The organism is Phytobacter diazotrophicus (assembly GCF_052061655.1).
Taxonomy (GTDB): Bacteria; Pseudomonadota; Gammaproteobacteria; order Enterobacterales; family Enterobacteriaceae; genus Phytobacter; species Phytobacter diazotrophicus.
Map to the genome: position 1 here is coordinate 5,259,999 of NZ_CM125428.1, position 15,076 is coordinate 5,275,074.

A 15,076-nucleotide genomic window follows, 5' to 3' on the forward strand; every position below is an offset into this window, starting at 1 on the left:
ATGCCCCGATAAGTGCATGCTATAGCCACAGCGAGCATAATCCATTGTCTTCTCCCCTTTGGGGCGAGGAGAATAAGGTGAACGGAATGACCATCAGAGCCGCATTTTCCCCCTCACCCTAACCCTCTCCCCAAAGAGGAGAGGGGACCGATCGTGCTCGCATTTTTGTGGGGATAAGGGAGAGGAAACTTACTTTTTCTCGATTAACAGCGCTTCCATCAAATCAAGATCGTGAAGCATCTTCTGTAACGTCTCATTGCTGATTTGCCGTGTCGCGCGCAGATGGTAAAGCTCGGCGCGTTCCGCACGCAGGGCCGCCAGGCGGAAACGGCGTTCAAGGTTCTCTTCCAGCAGCGAGCTTTCTGCGTTATTACGCCCATCCGCACGACGACGCAGATTACCAATCACCCTGGAACTCACTTCGGTGAGCAGTTGGTTGTCGATATTCTCTTCCGCATCGGCTGCCATACGCTCTTCCATTTTCTGAATCGCGACAATCGCTACCTCGGCAATGATAGCCCGCGCCTGTCGTTCTTCATTGTACTGCTGGGAATGGTCACGCACTTCAATATGCTGCAACAGAGACGGCAGTGCCATAACGCCAACAAACAGCGAGAACAGAATCACCCCGGCGGCAAGGAACACCAGCTCATAACGTGCCGGGAAACCGATGCCATCAGGTAAAAACAGCGGAATAGACAGCACACCGGCCAGCGTAATCGCACCGCGCACGCCTGCGAAGGTGGCAATCAGCAGCTCACGCGTACTCCAGGAACCGAACTCCATCGGTTTTTTGTGCAAAAAGCGCAGGCTGAATCTTTTCATCGTCCACAGCCAGCCAAAACGCACCAGCATCAGCGCGCAGTAAATCAGCACGATGTCGGTAAACAGCATCCAGGTTTCCACATTCGGATCGGCTTCTGCTGCAGCCAGCGAAGATTCGAGAATGCCCGGTAGTTGCAGGCCTAACAACAGGAACACCATGCCGTTAAAGACAAACTCCAGCATCGCCCAGGTGCTGTTGGCACGCAGACGCATAGCGAGCGGCGCAGTGCGCATCACGCCGGAGCGGGTAATCGTCATACCGGCGGCCACCGCGGCGAGGATACCGGAAAAGCCAATGTGTTCTGCAATCAGATAAGAAGCGAACGGCAGCAGGAACAGCAGCACGATTTGTGTAGCGGGCTCATCGCCACCCCAGCGACTCAGAAAACGCAGTGAACGACCGTACAGCCAGCTCACCACAAACCCGGCGAAAATGCCGCCAATCGCCACCTTCAAAAATTCAACCGTCGCGCCGCCAATGGTAAACACCATCGTACCCATCGCTACCGATACGGCGAATTTGAGCGAAACCAGACCGGATGCGTCGTTCATCAACGCTTCGCCCTGTAAAATCCCCATGATTTTCTTCGGAATACGCCCTTCTCCCACAATGCCAGACAGCGCCACCGCATCGGTGGGCGACAGCACTGCCGCCAGGGCAAAAGCAGGCACCAGCGGAATGCCCGGTACCAGCCAGTAAATCAGAAAACCGATCCCGACAACGGTGACTACCACCAGCGCCAGCGCCAGGCCAAAGATCTCCCGGCCATGTTCAAGAAATTCTCGCGTGGGCGTTTTCCAGCCATCGGCAAACAGCAATGGCGGAATAAACAGGACGAGGAACAGCTCCGGATCGAACTCCACATGCAACCCAAACGTGGGGAAAGCCAGTAGCGCGCCAATGGCGATTTGCATAAGCGGAAGTGGGATTTGAAATGGCATTACTCGCGTGACCACGCCCGAGAGTGAAACCACTAAGGTCATGATGAGGATGGTAAAAAAGATTTCCATGCGTTCCCTGTTTGCGATGTTCTTATTAAGGCGTCATGCCTTGATGATAGAACATTCAGCTTAACGCAAAGGAAACAGGATGTGCGCAAAAAATGAAAACGGGCGGCCTGAGCCACCCGTTGTACACATGAGGCAAGGGAATTAGATTGCCCAGCCGCCTGCGTAGAAGACAACCAGCGCCACGGCGATAACCACGGTACCGATATTCAGTTTACGGAAATCACCTGAGACCACGCGGCCAATTACCAGAGAGGCAAAGCCGATCATGATGCCGGTAACAATGTTACAGGTCAGCACGATGAATACTGCGGTGATAAGACCGGACATCGCATCAACAAAGTCGGCAAAGTCGATTTTCGCCACGTTGCTCAGCATCAGCAGACCTACGTACATCAGCGCTGGCGCAGTCGCATACGCCGGAACCAGGTAGGAGAGCGGAGAGAGGAACAGAATCAGCAGGAACAGCACACCAACGGTAATCGCTGTCAGGCCGGTTTTACCGCCTGCCGCCGTACCTGCCGCAGATTCGATGTATACCGCCGCAGGCGCCGCACCCACCAGACCGGAGAACACGCTGCTCAGGGAGTCGGTGGTCAGCGCTTTGCCACCATCGATAATCTGGCCGTCTTTATCCAGCAGGTTCGCCTGACCGGCTACCGCACGGATAGTACCGGTCGCATCAAACACCGCCGTCATCACCAGCGCCAGTACGCTTGGCAGCACGACCGGATTCAGCGCGCCAACGATATCCAGGCTGCCGATCAGGGAGTTGCCTTTGTCATCGCTCAGCGATGGCATAGCGAAAATACCGGAGAAGTGCACGCTCGGGTCGAAGATGAGCCCGACAATAGAAACACCGATGATGGTCAGCAGGATGCCGCCCGGTACTTTCAGTTTTTCCAGACCGATGATAACCGCCAGGCCAATCAGCGACATGATCACCGGGAAGCTGGCGAAATGACCCAGCGTGACGGGCAGGCCGTCCAGCGGATTCTTGATAACCAGACCCACGCCGTTCGCCGCGATCAGCAGCAGGAACAGACCGATACCGATACCGGTGCCGTGCGCAACACCTTGCGGCAGGTTGCGCAGGATCCAGCTACGAATGCCTGTTGCGGAAATGACAGTAAACAGCACACCCATCAGGAACACGGCTCCCAGAGCGACCGGAACGCTGATATGTTGGCCCAGTACCAGGCTGAACGCGGTAAACGCGGTCAGGGAGATAGCGCAACCGATAGCCAGTGGCAGGTTTGCCCACAGGCCCATGACGATCGAACCTACACCGGCAACCAGACAGGTAGCGACAAACACTGCCGCTGGCGGGAAGCCCGCTTTACCAAGCATGCCAGGCACGACGATAACGGAGTAGACCATCGCCAGAAATGTGGTTAAGCCAGCAACGACTTCCTGACGAACAGTACTGCCGCGAGCAGAAATTTTAAATAAGGCGTCAAGCGAACCGCCGGTACGCGCAGAAGGCGTAGACATAGGAAACATCCCCTGAGAGTTTTTATCTTTCTTTGATATGCGTGGCGGACAGTGTCCACTGCCAGTTAAACGTCGTCTCCCTGAGCTGCGTTGTGACGAAGGGGTGTCACAAAAAGCAAACGATTAACTCCACGCATACAAAACGGTTGGTCAAAAAAGGCAAACGATTATCCAGCGTTTAGATACCGCTTTTCAACTGAACTTTGCCGCTTTTTGCTAATTTTCGCTTATGACGACGAAGAATTGACCGACCGATGCGCAAACGTTATCGTCACTGCGCAACTTTGCAACATTTCGCGATCAATATTACGTACCGGGAAGATCTAAAGGCCCACCCTGCTCAATCGCTCGTTGCCAGGCCGGGCGCATTTCAACTCTCTTTTTCCATGACTGGGTATGCGGAAGATCGGCAATGCCGCCGCGTGACAGCAAGGCGAAAATCGGAAAACTCATCTGAATATCGGCCATGCTTAACTGCTCTCCGGCAAACCAGGGCTTCACGGCCAGTTGCGACTCGATATAACGCGCGTGGGTTTCAATTTGCTTGTTTAGCCAGGCTTTCTGGATGCCCTGACCAAGCATTTTTCCTATCGTTCGCACACCAAACGGTACGGGTGGTTTACCGAGGCTGGCAAAAACCAGCTTCATCAATAATAAAGGCATCAGCGATCCTTCGGCGTAGTGCAGCCAAAAGCGATACTGCTGACGCATCTCTCTATCCTCAGGCTTAAGCAGGCTTTTTGTATCGTAGGTCTCCTGCAGGTATTCCAGAATTGCGCCGGATTCAGCGAGGATCAGACCGTCGTCTTCCAGTACCGGTGATTTGCCCAGCGGGTGCACTTTCTTAAGTGACGCAGGGGCCAGCATGTTTTTTTCACGTTGATAATGAATGAGTTGATACGGTAAACCCAGTTCTTCCAGCGCCCACAGAATGCGCTGAGAACGAGACTGGTTCAGATGGTGAACTTTAAGCATGACAGGCTCCCGCTGAGTTATTCGAATTAACTATAGAAAAGCTTGCTCTTTGGATAAAAAATTTCCTAAAAAAAAGCGTCATGATGTGGCGAAATTTTCGCCATTGCCTAGACTAAAAGTGTCAGCACAATCCGGAACCTCCAACATAATGAGGGGTGCTGATGTCGGGGGAAACCCTCCCATAACAGAATGGGATAGAGAGAAAGACAAAGACCGGACCGACTAAAGCGCCCCAGTTGGGCGCTTTAGTTTTTTGTATTGCTGCAGCCCCGGTAAGCGGCAGCGCCACCGGGGGGAATATGTTTCTTTGGCTAATCGCCTTCCAGCAGCCTTGCTCCCGTCCCCTGAGCGCCTAACTGGTCTCCCGGGTTTCGCAGCGGGCAATCACTATGCGACAGACAACCACAGCCAATACACCCATCCAAATCATCACGTAACGCCACCAACGTGTGAATACGTCTGTCCAGTTCCTCGCGCCACTGGGACGAAAGATGCTTCCACTCTTTCGCACTCAGCGTATGTCCTTCCGGCAATACGCCAAACGCATCGCCGATGGTCGACAGAGGAATACCAATACGCTGGGCGATTTTAATGATCGCCACATAGCGCAGCACATCGCGCGTATAGCGCCGCTGGTTACCGGCATTACGGGTGCTTTTTATAAGCCCTTTGCTTTCATAAAAATGCAGCGCGGAAACGGCCACCCCGCTGCGTTTCGCCACTTCACCCGGCGTGAGCAGCGCCTTGATACGCGGTGTTCTCTTTTCCATAAAACCTCTTTACCTCAAGTTAACTTGAGGAATTATACTCCACCGCAGACAAAACGACGAATCGAGAAAGAGGCAGCTCTATGTCCCATCAGCAAATTATTCAGACCCTTACGGAGTGGATTGATGAACATATCGACCAACCGTTGAACATTGATGTAGTCGCCAGAAAGTCTGGATATTCAAAATGGTATTTGCAGAGAATGTTTCGTACCGTGATGCATCAGACGCTGGGAGATTACATACGTCAGCGCCGTCTGTTACTGGCTGCGGAAGCACTGCGTACTACGCGGCGTCCCATTTTTGATATTGCGATGGATCTGGGTTACGTTTCGCAACAAACGTTTTCACGCGTGTTTCGTCGGGAATTTGATCGGACTCCCAGCGACTATCGCCACCAGGCGTAAGTGTCGCCGGGATGATTACTTTAGCGAAGGTGGCTGCGCGACCCAGGCTTTAAATTCCTGCGGCGGCAGAGCCTTCGCAAAATGCCAACCCTGACAGTACTGCACGCCGCGCTTAAGTAACCAGGTTACCTGTTCTGCTGTTTCCACCCCTTCCGCGATAATTTTCAGACGCAGACTGTGCGCCATTTCAATGATGTGTTCGGCGATCAGGTGGCTGGTACTGTTGGTCGTCAGCGTATCGATAAAGGACTTATCAATCTTTAAAATATCGACGTTGAGGGAGTACAGATTATGCAAGTTCGAGTAACCGGTTCCGAAGTCATCAATCGCCACCTCGTAACCCGCATGGCGAAACGCCTGAATGACCGGCGTGGTTTTAGGAACATCAATAAAACCACGCTCGGTTACTTCGATTTTAATTTGTTCCGCGCGAACAGAATGTTCCCTGGTTTTATTGGTAATAAGTGCAATCAGGCGGGAAGAATGGAAATCGACAGCTGACAAATTAATCGAAATATAAAGATGCGGCCATGCTGCTAAGAATTCTCCTAGATCATTAAAGACTTCATCAACGACATAATCGGTAACCCGCTCAATCATTCCTTCTTTCTCTGCCAGCGGAATGAATTCCGCCGGGCTCATTACCGGACCATTAAAACCCGGCCAGCGCAATAATGCTTCTGCGCCTACACATTGGCCGTTTTTGATATCAATAATGGGCTGGTAATGAAGTTCAAGCTGGTGTTTGGTTAATGCTCTGTGCAGCATTCGTCGTGGAGAGTTAAACTCCTGCCGTGTTCGCGACCACATCAATAAAATAATAATGCTACAAATCATGCCTAACGGCAGCGTTAATGTCGCCTGATGATAAAGATACTGAAAATAAGTGTCGCTGGAGGTCGAAACAATGATTGCAATTGGACGTTTATCAGAATGGTCTATTGTGTAAAAACGGCCATTCTCTTGAAAAGTAAGGTCATTTTTACGAACGAGCTTATTCAACGTTTGTAGATCGGCCTGATCACTGACGGAAAAAAAGAGACCCGTTACCGTATCGTATATACCATAAGCCAGCGTGCTGTCGTCTGACATCACCTCGCTGTAGGAAAGTGGATTGACTACCGCGACATAATTTCCTTTCTGCATATAGACCATTTTATATCCGGGATAAAATGGCGTATCACGATAGTAATAAATAGAGATGGCTGGCTTTTTTTTATACTCGGGAGGCGAAATAGCATACGATTGCGTAGGGTAAAAAGCTGTCGAGCATAAAAACTGTTCGCCGCGCGCGTATATTAAATCGGCAACATACAGGCTACCGCGAATGATATTGAGCATGTAGTTACGATGCTCAGGGGAACAAACCTGACCTTGATATTTCTCAGCAGCGCTTCGGGCCTGGTCGACTTGTCCGATAACCCGTTCAGTTTTATCTAAAGCAAGTTGCGCAAAAGAACGAAGATGTATACCTGTTTCTTTTACTGCACGGATGTGAGCAAACCATAGCGACAGCATCACCGGTAGGAGCACTACCATGATGATCCCGACGACTCTCAGCATCTTACGCTGCGCGCTATGATTCATTTCCGCCTATATCCCTGCATTTAGTGTGCCTGTAATGAAGGCAGGATGCTTTGATAAACAGGTGATTACGTTGCATGAATCATACGACATTAGCAACTTACTTTTTTCATTAAAAACCTAATATTTGGTTATGACGATAATATTTGCCCGTAAGGCAAACTAAAAGTATGCGTTGTGTTTATATTAAGGAAAATATTTATCCAGTCGCCAGTCAGGGTTTTTAGTTTACGCAACAGACAATCGTTGATTAAGTCAAACTCTCCGCAGGATAAAAAAAAGACAGGCCGATCGAGTATTTTTTCATCTATTGCGTAGCCTTCCGAAAGGGAGCCGGGAATATTTATAAAATTGCTTCTGCAATCACAGTTCGGCTACGTCCGGTACGCTTCGCGTCGTACAGTGCATCGTCCGCAAGCGTAAGCAAAACTGAAGTATCGGACACCCCTCCGGTTACAAACACAACACCTGCGCTAAAGGATAAGGTTATCTTTTCATCTCCGTTAAAAAGCGGTTTATCGACCAGCGCAGCGCGAATTTTTTGGCTAAAACGCAGCGCAGTCTGACTGTCAGTTTGCGGTAATAAAATCAGAAATTCCTCCCCTCCCAGACGACCTAACGCGTATTCCGGCGTGCTGAGCTCACGGATTTTCTCGCAGAAGTGGCGCAGTGCCGCATCTCCCGTAAGGTGGCCCCAGCGATCGTTGATGTTTTTAAAATGGTCCAGATCCAACATTAGGATACTGAAATGACTATCGGGATCTCCCGGTTCACAGGTGGCAAGCACCTCTCTGAACTGTCGTAATATAGAGAACCTATTAAAGCACCCCGTCAGGTCATCGGTTGTCGCTTTCACCGCCAGTTGCTGCTCAGCCTTCTTACGTTCGGTAATGTCCAGCCCGATACTGAGAATGGATTTATCCGGGAGCAAAATATTTGACCACAATACGGTTAATACTTCGCCCGTGCGCCTTACCGGATGCCATTCATACATATCCACAGTAGGCGAAGCGCTGACAGAAGCCCGGACTTTATGACGGACCTCATCATCAGGGAAAAACAATGCTAATGGATCAGGTTGGCAGTTTAACTCCTCAATTGACCAGCCAAACAACCGTTCGCATTCCCCATTCCATAATATACAGCGGTTGTTTTTATCGAATGAATTCATTAATACAGGGGCGCGGTCAAATAAAACTTTATATTGCGCGACAATGCGATGCATTTCTCTGGTCATGCGCTCTTTAGCAATAATACCGGCGAAATAATCTTTTAATTTCTCGACAAGGATGAGCACCACACTTTTAATGATACTCATTGAAAATAACGGTTGCGGAAACGCCAGGAAGAAATATCCCTCTACCCCATGAGCACTTGAAATTAATTTACAAAGAATACCACCATGGAATTTATCAGCAGCATGGTGAGTAGGCGAAAATAATATTGTGCCAACCTGTCGTCGCCAACAAATAACACGCCACGCATGTTGATTGCGCCGCAATTGCGACTGTTCCAGAAAGGTTTGCGCATCACCCAGGGTGCATGGAATCTGCCCCGCGCTCTCATGTTGGAAATCTCCGTCCTGTTCTACCACAACCCAGGAGAGCGTTGAACCTACGGCACTATTAATTGCCTGTAAAATTTCTTTTAGCGTGCGTTGTGCACTGAAGCATGGCATCAACTTCGCCAGGATAGTAAGCGCCACCGCGCCATCATCCACAGGAATGGCGGTATTCTCTTTTTTCATTTTTTTTCAGTCGCAGATGATTAAACACCGGACCATACCCACAATGAGCTGTACAGGAAAAAAACGAAAAACTAAATTCAGAAGACCAACGCTGATTTACAAAAAATGCAGCGAAATGCGTTTAAAAGACGCCAGTTGAGGATATATCCATGCAGATCAGAAATCTGAAAAATGGCATTCAGATATATATAGCTATTCGATCAAGAATAATCGACTTTCCCAAAAGTGCCAACCCAGGGAAAATATGCAAAAAATCATAAAGTTACTATCTTTATGAATTTATTAGCATTCTTATTCTTCATAACAAAACGCTATCATCACGCCCGGGTACTCCCTACGCCCTCTAACAAAATGCCCCTTTGCACAGAAAATTTTGCTCATTTGCACACTGGCGAATAAAAGAACAAATGTGATATAGTTCACACATTCTTGAGATAGGAAACACTGTTTCAATATAGAACGTTACTTCTGCAGATTTTCTGCGCCTGCACACATCGCTCAGGCTCATGGCGTCACCCACCTGTGCCTGAAAGTTTTCTTTCGAGGATCGTTTTCATGGCTACATTAACCACCAGTGTCGTTCTTCTTCGTTGGCAGATACTGAGTGCAGTGCTGATGTTTATGGCCAGCACATTGAACATTCGCTTTCGTAAAGCAGATTATATTGGTCTGGCTGTGATAAGCAGCGGCCTTGGTCTGGTTGCAGCCTGCTGGTTCGCAACGGGCCTGCTGGGCATTACGATGGTCGATGTCCATGCCGTCTGGCACAACGTCATCAATATCATGACGGAGATGTCAGAGAAATCTTCCCCCGAATGGCCGATGGTGATTACCTGACAGCAATCCCTTCTTTAGTAAAAAGCTCCCGCGTGGAGCTTTTTTATTGGCAAAAATCCGCTGACACGAAAAGAGACAAATAACGCCAGCAGGTAACAAAAAACCCCGCAGTGCGGGGTTTTGTCGATACGTTTCCCATAACGGGTCGCGCTGATAAGGCCGATGGCCTGCAATCAGAACGGAATATCGTCGTCAAAGTCCATCGGCGGTTCGTTAGACGGTGCCGGAGCAGACTGCTGTGGGCGAGACTGCGCGCCGCCGCTGAACTGGTTACCGCCCTGCGGCTGCTGAGGTTGGCCCCAGCCGCCCTGCTGACCCTGGCCGCCACCCATATTGCCGCCAGCCGGAGCACCGCCACCCTGACGGCCACCGAGCATCTGCATGGTGCCGCCCACATTAACCACGACTTCGGTGGTGTATTTCTCGGCACCGGACTGATCGGTCCATTTGCGGGTACGCAGTTGACCTTCGATGTAGACCTGAGAACCTTTACGCAGGTACTCACCGGCCACTTCTGCCAGTTTGCCGAACAGCACAACGCGGTGCCATTCAGTCTGCTCTTTCATTTCACCGGTCGCTTTATCACGCCAGGATTCGGAAGTCGCCAGCGTAATGTTGGCCACTGCACCACCACTCGGCATATAGCGTACTTCCGGGTCCTGGCCCAGATTACCGACGAGAATCACCTTGTTTACGCCTCTGCTGGCCATGATCGTGTCTCCTGAAAACATTTCTAAATAGTGTAAGCGCGGGAGTGTACCATTTCCATGCGACATGTTCATAGCTGCGAAGGATCTTCCAGAGTTGTCGCGCGGACTCAACATTGTTGCACACCTCCTCGGAATTTGCATTCCAATACTGTATATCCAGCCAGGTTAAATTGTGTCATAATTAGCCGTTTCTGACCGCCGGTTGTCCTTCCAATCGACCAGGCATGCCGAGTTATTACCGGGAAAGGTGAATGGATAAGATCGAAGTACGGGGCGCGCGCACCCATAATCTCAAAAACATCAACCTCGTCATTCCACGCGACAAACTGATTGTCGTTACCGGTCTGTCGGGTTCGGGTAAATCGTCACTGGCTTTCGACACTCTGTATGCCGAAGGGCAGCGTCGCTACGTTGAGTCTCTTTCCGCTTATGCTCGTCAGTTTCTTTCGCTGATGGAAAAGCCTGACGTTGACCACATTGAAGGGCTCTCTCCTGCTATTTCTATCGAGCAGAAGTCGACCTCGCATAACCCGCGTTCCACCGTCGGGACCATTACCGAAATTCATGACTATCTGCGTCTGTTGTTTGCCCGCGTAGGTGAACCGCGCTGCCCGGACCATGACGTTCCGCTGGCGGCACAGACCGTGAGCCAGATGGTCGACAATGTGCTGGCGCAGCCGGAAGGCAAACGTCTGATGCTGCTGGCGCCGGTAATAAAAGAACGTAAAGGCGAACACACCAAAACGCTGGAAAACCTGGCAAGCCAGGGTTATATCCGCGCGCGTATTGACGGTGAAGTCTGCGACCTTTCCGATCCGCCGAAGCTGGAGCTGCAAAAGAAACACACCATTGAAGTCGTGATTGACCGCTTCAAAGTGCGCGAGGATCTGGCGCAACGTCTGGCAGAGTCCTTCGAAACGGCGCTGGAGCTTTCCGGTGGCACGGCAGTGGTCGCCGACATGGACGATCCCAAAGCCGAAGAGCTGCTTTTCTCGGCCAATTTCGCCTGCCCGATTTGCGGCTACAGCATGCGCGAGCTGGAACCGCGCCTGTTCTCGTTCAACAACCCGGCAGGCGCCTGCCCGACCTGTGACGGGCTCGGCGTGCAGCAGTATTTCGACCCTGACCGCGTGATTCAGAACCCCGAGCTATCGCTGGCGGGTGGCGCAATTCGCGGCTGGGATCGCCGTAACTTCTACTATTTCCAGATGCTGAAATCGCTGGCGGACCACTACAAATTTGATGTGGAAGCGCCGTGGGACAGCCTCAGCCCAACCGTGCATAAAGTGGTGCTGTTCGGATCCGGCAAAGAGAGTATTGAATTCAGGTACATGAACGATCGTGGCGATACCTCCGTGCGCCGCCATCCGTTCGAAGGCGTGCTGCATAATATGGAACGTCGCTATAAAGAGACGGAGTCCAGCGCGGTACGCGAAGAGCTGGCGAAATTTATCAGCAACCGTCCCTGCACCACCTGCGACGGTACGCGCCTGCGCCGCGAGGCCCGCCATGTTTTCGTTGAAAATACGCCGCTGCCGACCATCTCGGACATGAGCATCGGTCACGCTATGGACTTCTTCAATAATCTGAAGCTGTCCGGCCAGCGCGCGAAAATCGCTGAAAAAGTGCTCAAAGAGATTGGCGATCGCCTGAAATTCCTGGTGAACGTCGGCCTGAATTACCTGACGCTTTCCCGTTCCGCGGAAACCCTTTCCGGCGGCGAGGCCCAGCGTATCCGTCTGGCAAGCCAGATTGGCGCAGGTCTGGTGGGCGTCATGTATGTGCTGGATGAGCCGTCGATCGGCCTGCATCAGCGTGATAACGAACGTCTGCTCGGTACGCTGATCCACCTGCGCAATCTCGGCAACACGGTCATCGTGGTCGAGCATGATGAAGATGCCATTCGCGCCGCAGATCACGTGATCGATATTGGCCCCGGCGCAGGGGTGCATGGTGGTCAGGTCGTCGCCGAAGGCCCACTGGAGGCGATTATGGCGGTGCCTGAATCCCTCACCGGGCAGTATATGAGCGGCAAACGCCAGATCGCCGTCCCGAAAAACCGCGTTAAAGCCGATCCGGAAAAAGTGCTTAAACTGACCGGGGCGCGCGGCAATAACCTGAAAGACGTGACGCTAACGCTACCGGTAGGGCTGTTCACCTGTATTACCGGTGTTTCCGGTTCGGGTAAATCCACCCTGATTAACGACACGCTGTTCCCGATCGCTCAGCGCCAGTTAAACGGTGCCACCATCGCCGAACCCGCGCCTTATCGTGATATTCAGGGGCTGGAACATTTCGACAAAGTGATCGATATCGACCAGAGCCCGATTGGCCGTACGCCACGCTCCAACCCGGCGACCTATACCGGCGTTTTCACCCCGGTTCGTGAACTGTTTGCCGGCGTGCCGGAATCCCGTTCGCGCGGCTACACCCCAGGGCGTTTCAGTTTTAACGTCCGTGGTGGACGCTGCGAAGCCTGTCAGGGTGACGGCGTAATCAAAGTTGAGATGCACTTCCTGCCGGATATCTACGTGCCGTGCGACCAGTGCAAAGGCAAGCGCTATAACCGCGAAACGCTGGAGATTAAGTACAAAGGCAAAACCATCCATGAAGTGCTGGATATGACCATCGAAGAAGCCCGTGAATTCTTTGATGCCGTCCCGGCGCTGGCGCGCAAGCTGCAAACATTGATGGACGTGGGCCTGACGTACATCCGTCTGGGTCAGTCAGCCACCACGCTTTCCGGCGGTGAGGCGCAGCGCGTGAAGCTGGCGCGCGAGCTGTCGAAACGTGGCACCGGCCAAACGCTCTATATTCTGGATGAACCGACCACCGGCCTGCACTTTGCCGATATTCAGCAACTGCTGGACGTTCTGCACCAGTTGCGTGACCAGGGTAATACCATCGTAGTCATTGAGCATAACCTGGACGTCATCAAAACCGCAGACTGGATTGTCGATCTCGGTCCGGAAGGCGGCAGCGGCGGCGGGGAAATTCTCGTGTCCGGCACACCAGAAACCGTCGCCGAGTGTGAAGCCTCACACACGGCGCGATTCCTGAAACCGATGCTGAAATAATCTTCCGGGCTGATTACGCCCTGGATGATGCGGAGTAAAGCTGTTGCCTGATCTGTTCAGGCAACAGTTCTATCGCCTGTTTGTATGAGGCATCCACAAGGTAGTAAATCTGTGAGTCCGGGAGCGAGCCGTCGAGATAGACGGTGCTCCAGTGCGCTTTGTTCAGGTGTTTGCTTGGGCGCACGTCGCTATGCTGCTGACGCAGTAGTTCAGCCAGTTCCGGGCTGGTTTTCAAGGATGCAGCCGGGCGGCCTTCCACCTCTTTGACCATCGCAAACAGCACGTCAGACACTTTTATCTGCGTGGCCTTCCAGTCGCTGTGTACGCTCTGCTCTGCACCCGGCTTCGCCATGCAATACTGCAATAACTCCGAAATTGTCATCTTTATTCCCCTTGTAGCGTCGCGATGATTTTTCGCGAACCGCCGTGGATACGATGCTCTCCCAGCCAAATCCCCTGCCACGTCCCAAGCTGAACGCGCCCGCTGGCGACAGGAAGTAATAACGACACACCCAGCATGGAAGACTTGATATGCGAAGGCATATCGTCCGCGCCTTCGTAGTCATGCTCGTAATGGGCGTTATCCGGCACCGCTCGCAGAAAATGCTGCTCCATATCGTGACGTACGGTGGGGTCACAGTTTTCATTGAGGGTGAGAGAAGCGGAAGTATGCTGGAGGAGCAGATGCAACAAGCCTGTTCTGATGCGGGACAGATCGCGGATCTGCCCCAGCACCTCATCAGTGATCAGATGAAAACCCCGGGGTTTTGCCCCGAGAACAAGAGTCTGTTGATACCACATCTGCTGCTTCCTTTTAAAAGACGAATCTTTTTAAGTGTGCAGCAAGTCGGCGAAAGGTAAAACCCGACAGAACAGATTTGCTTAAAAAAACAACAGTTCAATCTTAATATTCGGAATTTACGATCACCTCTTCACCAAATGCCCCGGCTTGTGGCAGTGGACGGTAGGTTGAATTCGAAGCGCGCAGGATACGTATCGGGCGGGCTTCACTCGCTTTCGCCGCGGTAATGTCTTCATCCGAATCGCCATAAAAGATTTTGATTTGCTTGTCGGCCAGCCACTGCGTCTTGCTGTTCTGCCCGTCTTTCACCCCGGCAAAAATCACCGGATTCATATTCACCGCCGGAATCAAAAAATCGTCCTGCAAGGTTTTGGTCACGCTTTCCGTCGCCGTCTGCGTGCGTCCAGTAATGAAGTAAATGCTGTCGCCGCGTTTCACATGCAGCGCGATCAGCGCCCGTGCGATCTCTTTTGGAATACTGAACTCATCCCAGCCGTTGTTCATTTTCTCCCAGAACTCCGGGTTCTGAAGATAGGCTTCACTATCCGGGGAGTACATTTTTTTACCGCGCCAGAAGCCAGGGCTGGAAAACAGGACCGTATCGTCGATATCAAACCCGACGGCCATCGGTGGGCGGTCCACCAGGCTGTGTTCGATCTGTGCAACGGAGACCCAGTGAATGGGCGCTTGTTCGGCCAGTTTGGCAACGTTGGTGCCTGTGCTATCCGGAGTCGGCGTAGAAGCCTGAGCAAAGAAAGCACCGGTGAGCGAAAACGATAAGCAGAGGGCTAATGTGAACTTTCGCATGTTTATCCCTAAATTTTCAGTCCGTTATTGTCAGAT

The 15,076-nt window shown here is 51.8% G+C and carries 13 protein-coding genes; 3 read left to right on the forward strand and 10 right to left on the reverse strand.

The features are described from left to right. Positions 1-189: 189 nt before the first annotated feature. From ACS0RQ_RS25455 to soxR, 4 genes are all read right to left on the reverse strand, one after another. Positions 190-1,836 (reverse strand): Na+/H+ antiporter, encoded by a 1,647-nt coding sequence (locus ACS0RQ_RS25455; protein WP_271851055.1) that lies wholly within the window; start codon positions 1,834-1,836, stop codon positions 190-192. Between the two features lie 141 nt (positions 1,837-1,977). Further along, positions 1,978-3,327, reverse strand: a complete 1,350-nt coding sequence (gene ghxP, locus ACS0RQ_RS25460; protein WP_249569829.1) for a guanine/hypoxanthine transporter GhxP — start codon at positions 3,325-3,327, stop codon at positions 1,978-1,980. Positions 3,328-3,633: 306 nt separating this feature from the next. Next, on the reverse strand, positions 3,634-4,302 hold the full coding sequence (locus tag ACS0RQ_RS25465; RefSeq protein ID WP_271851056.1) for a glutathione S-transferase family protein: 669 nt from the start codon (positions 4,300-4,302) through the stop codon (positions 3,634-3,636). Between the two features lie 311 nt (positions 4,303-4,613). Next, positions 4,614-5,072, reverse strand: coding sequence for a redox-sensitive transcriptional activator SoxR (soxR, locus tag ACS0RQ_RS25470; RefSeq protein WP_271851057.1), 459 nt, complete (start codon positions 5,070-5,072; stop codon positions 4,614-4,616). A gap of 80 nt (positions 5,073-5,152) precedes the next feature. Between soxR and soxS the strand changes: the two genes are divergently transcribed. Then, positions 5,153-5,476, forward strand: a complete 324-nt coding sequence (gene soxS / locus ACS0RQ_RS25475; protein WP_039077894.1) for a superoxide response transcriptional regulator SoxS — start codon at positions 5,153-5,155, stop codon at positions 5,474-5,476. Between the two features lie 15 nt (positions 5,477-5,491). Here the strand turns inward: soxS and pdeC are convergent, their stop codons facing one another. Continuing rightward, entirely contained in the window at positions 5,492-7,063 is a 1,572-nt protein-coding gene (gene pdeC / locus ACS0RQ_RS25480; protein ID WP_271851058.1) for a cyclic di-3',5'-guanosine monophosphate phosphodiesterase PdeC, read from the reverse strand. A 340-nt stretch (positions 7,064-7,403) separates the two neighbouring features. Next, positions 7,404-8,807, reverse strand: coding sequence for a GGDEF domain-containing protein (locus ACS0RQ_RS25485; RefSeq protein WP_271851059.1), 1,404 nt, complete (start codon positions 8,805-8,807; stop codon positions 7,404-7,406). Positions 8,808-9,362: 555 nt separating this feature from the next. Between ACS0RQ_RS25485 and ACS0RQ_RS25490 the strand changes: the two genes are divergently transcribed. After that, on the forward strand, positions 9,363-9,644 hold the full coding sequence (locus tag ACS0RQ_RS25490; protein WP_039077897.1) for a YjcB family protein: 282 nt from the start codon (positions 9,363-9,365) through the stop codon (positions 9,642-9,644). 173 nt (positions 9,645-9,817) lie between these two features. Here the strand turns inward: ACS0RQ_RS25490 and ssb1 are convergent, their stop codons facing one another. Further along, positions 9,818-10,354, reverse strand: coding sequence for a single-stranded DNA-binding protein SSB1 (ssb1, locus tag ACS0RQ_RS25495; protein WP_039077898.1), 537 nt, complete (start codon positions 10,352-10,354; stop codon positions 9,818-9,820). Positions 10,355-10,605: 251 nt separating this feature from the next. Between ssb1 and uvrA the strand changes: the two genes are divergently transcribed. Then, complete coding sequence (gene uvrA, locus ACS0RQ_RS25500; protein ID WP_271851060.1) at positions 10,606-13,431, forward strand: excinuclease ABC subunit UvrA; 2,826 nt, start codon at positions 10,606-10,608, stop codon at positions 13,429-13,431. Positions 13,432-13,444: 13 nt separating this feature from the next. Here the strand turns inward: uvrA and ACS0RQ_RS25505 are convergent, their stop codons facing one another. The 3 genes from ACS0RQ_RS25505 to aphA all read right to left on the reverse strand — a co-directional run bounded on the left by ACS0RQ_RS25505 (position 13,445) and on the right by aphA (position 15,040). After that, positions 13,445-13,813, reverse strand: coding sequence for an MmcQ/YjbR family DNA-binding protein (locus ACS0RQ_RS25505; protein WP_039077900.1), 369 nt, complete (start codon positions 13,811-13,813; stop codon positions 13,445-13,447). 2 nt (positions 13,814-13,815) lie between these two features. Further along, positions 13,816-14,232, reverse strand: a complete 417-nt coding sequence (locus ACS0RQ_RS25510; RefSeq protein ID WP_039077901.1) for a secondary thiamine-phosphate synthase enzyme YjbQ — start codon at positions 14,230-14,232, stop codon at positions 13,816-13,818. 103 nt (positions 14,233-14,335) lie between these two features. Further along, positions 14,336-15,040 carry an acid phosphatase AphA gene (aphA, locus tag ACS0RQ_RS25515; protein WP_271851061.1) on the reverse strand — a complete coding sequence of 235 codons (705 nt, stop codon included), beginning with the start codon at positions 15,038-15,040 and terminating at the stop codon, positions 14,336-14,338. Positions 15,041-15,076 lie beyond the last annotated feature (36 nt).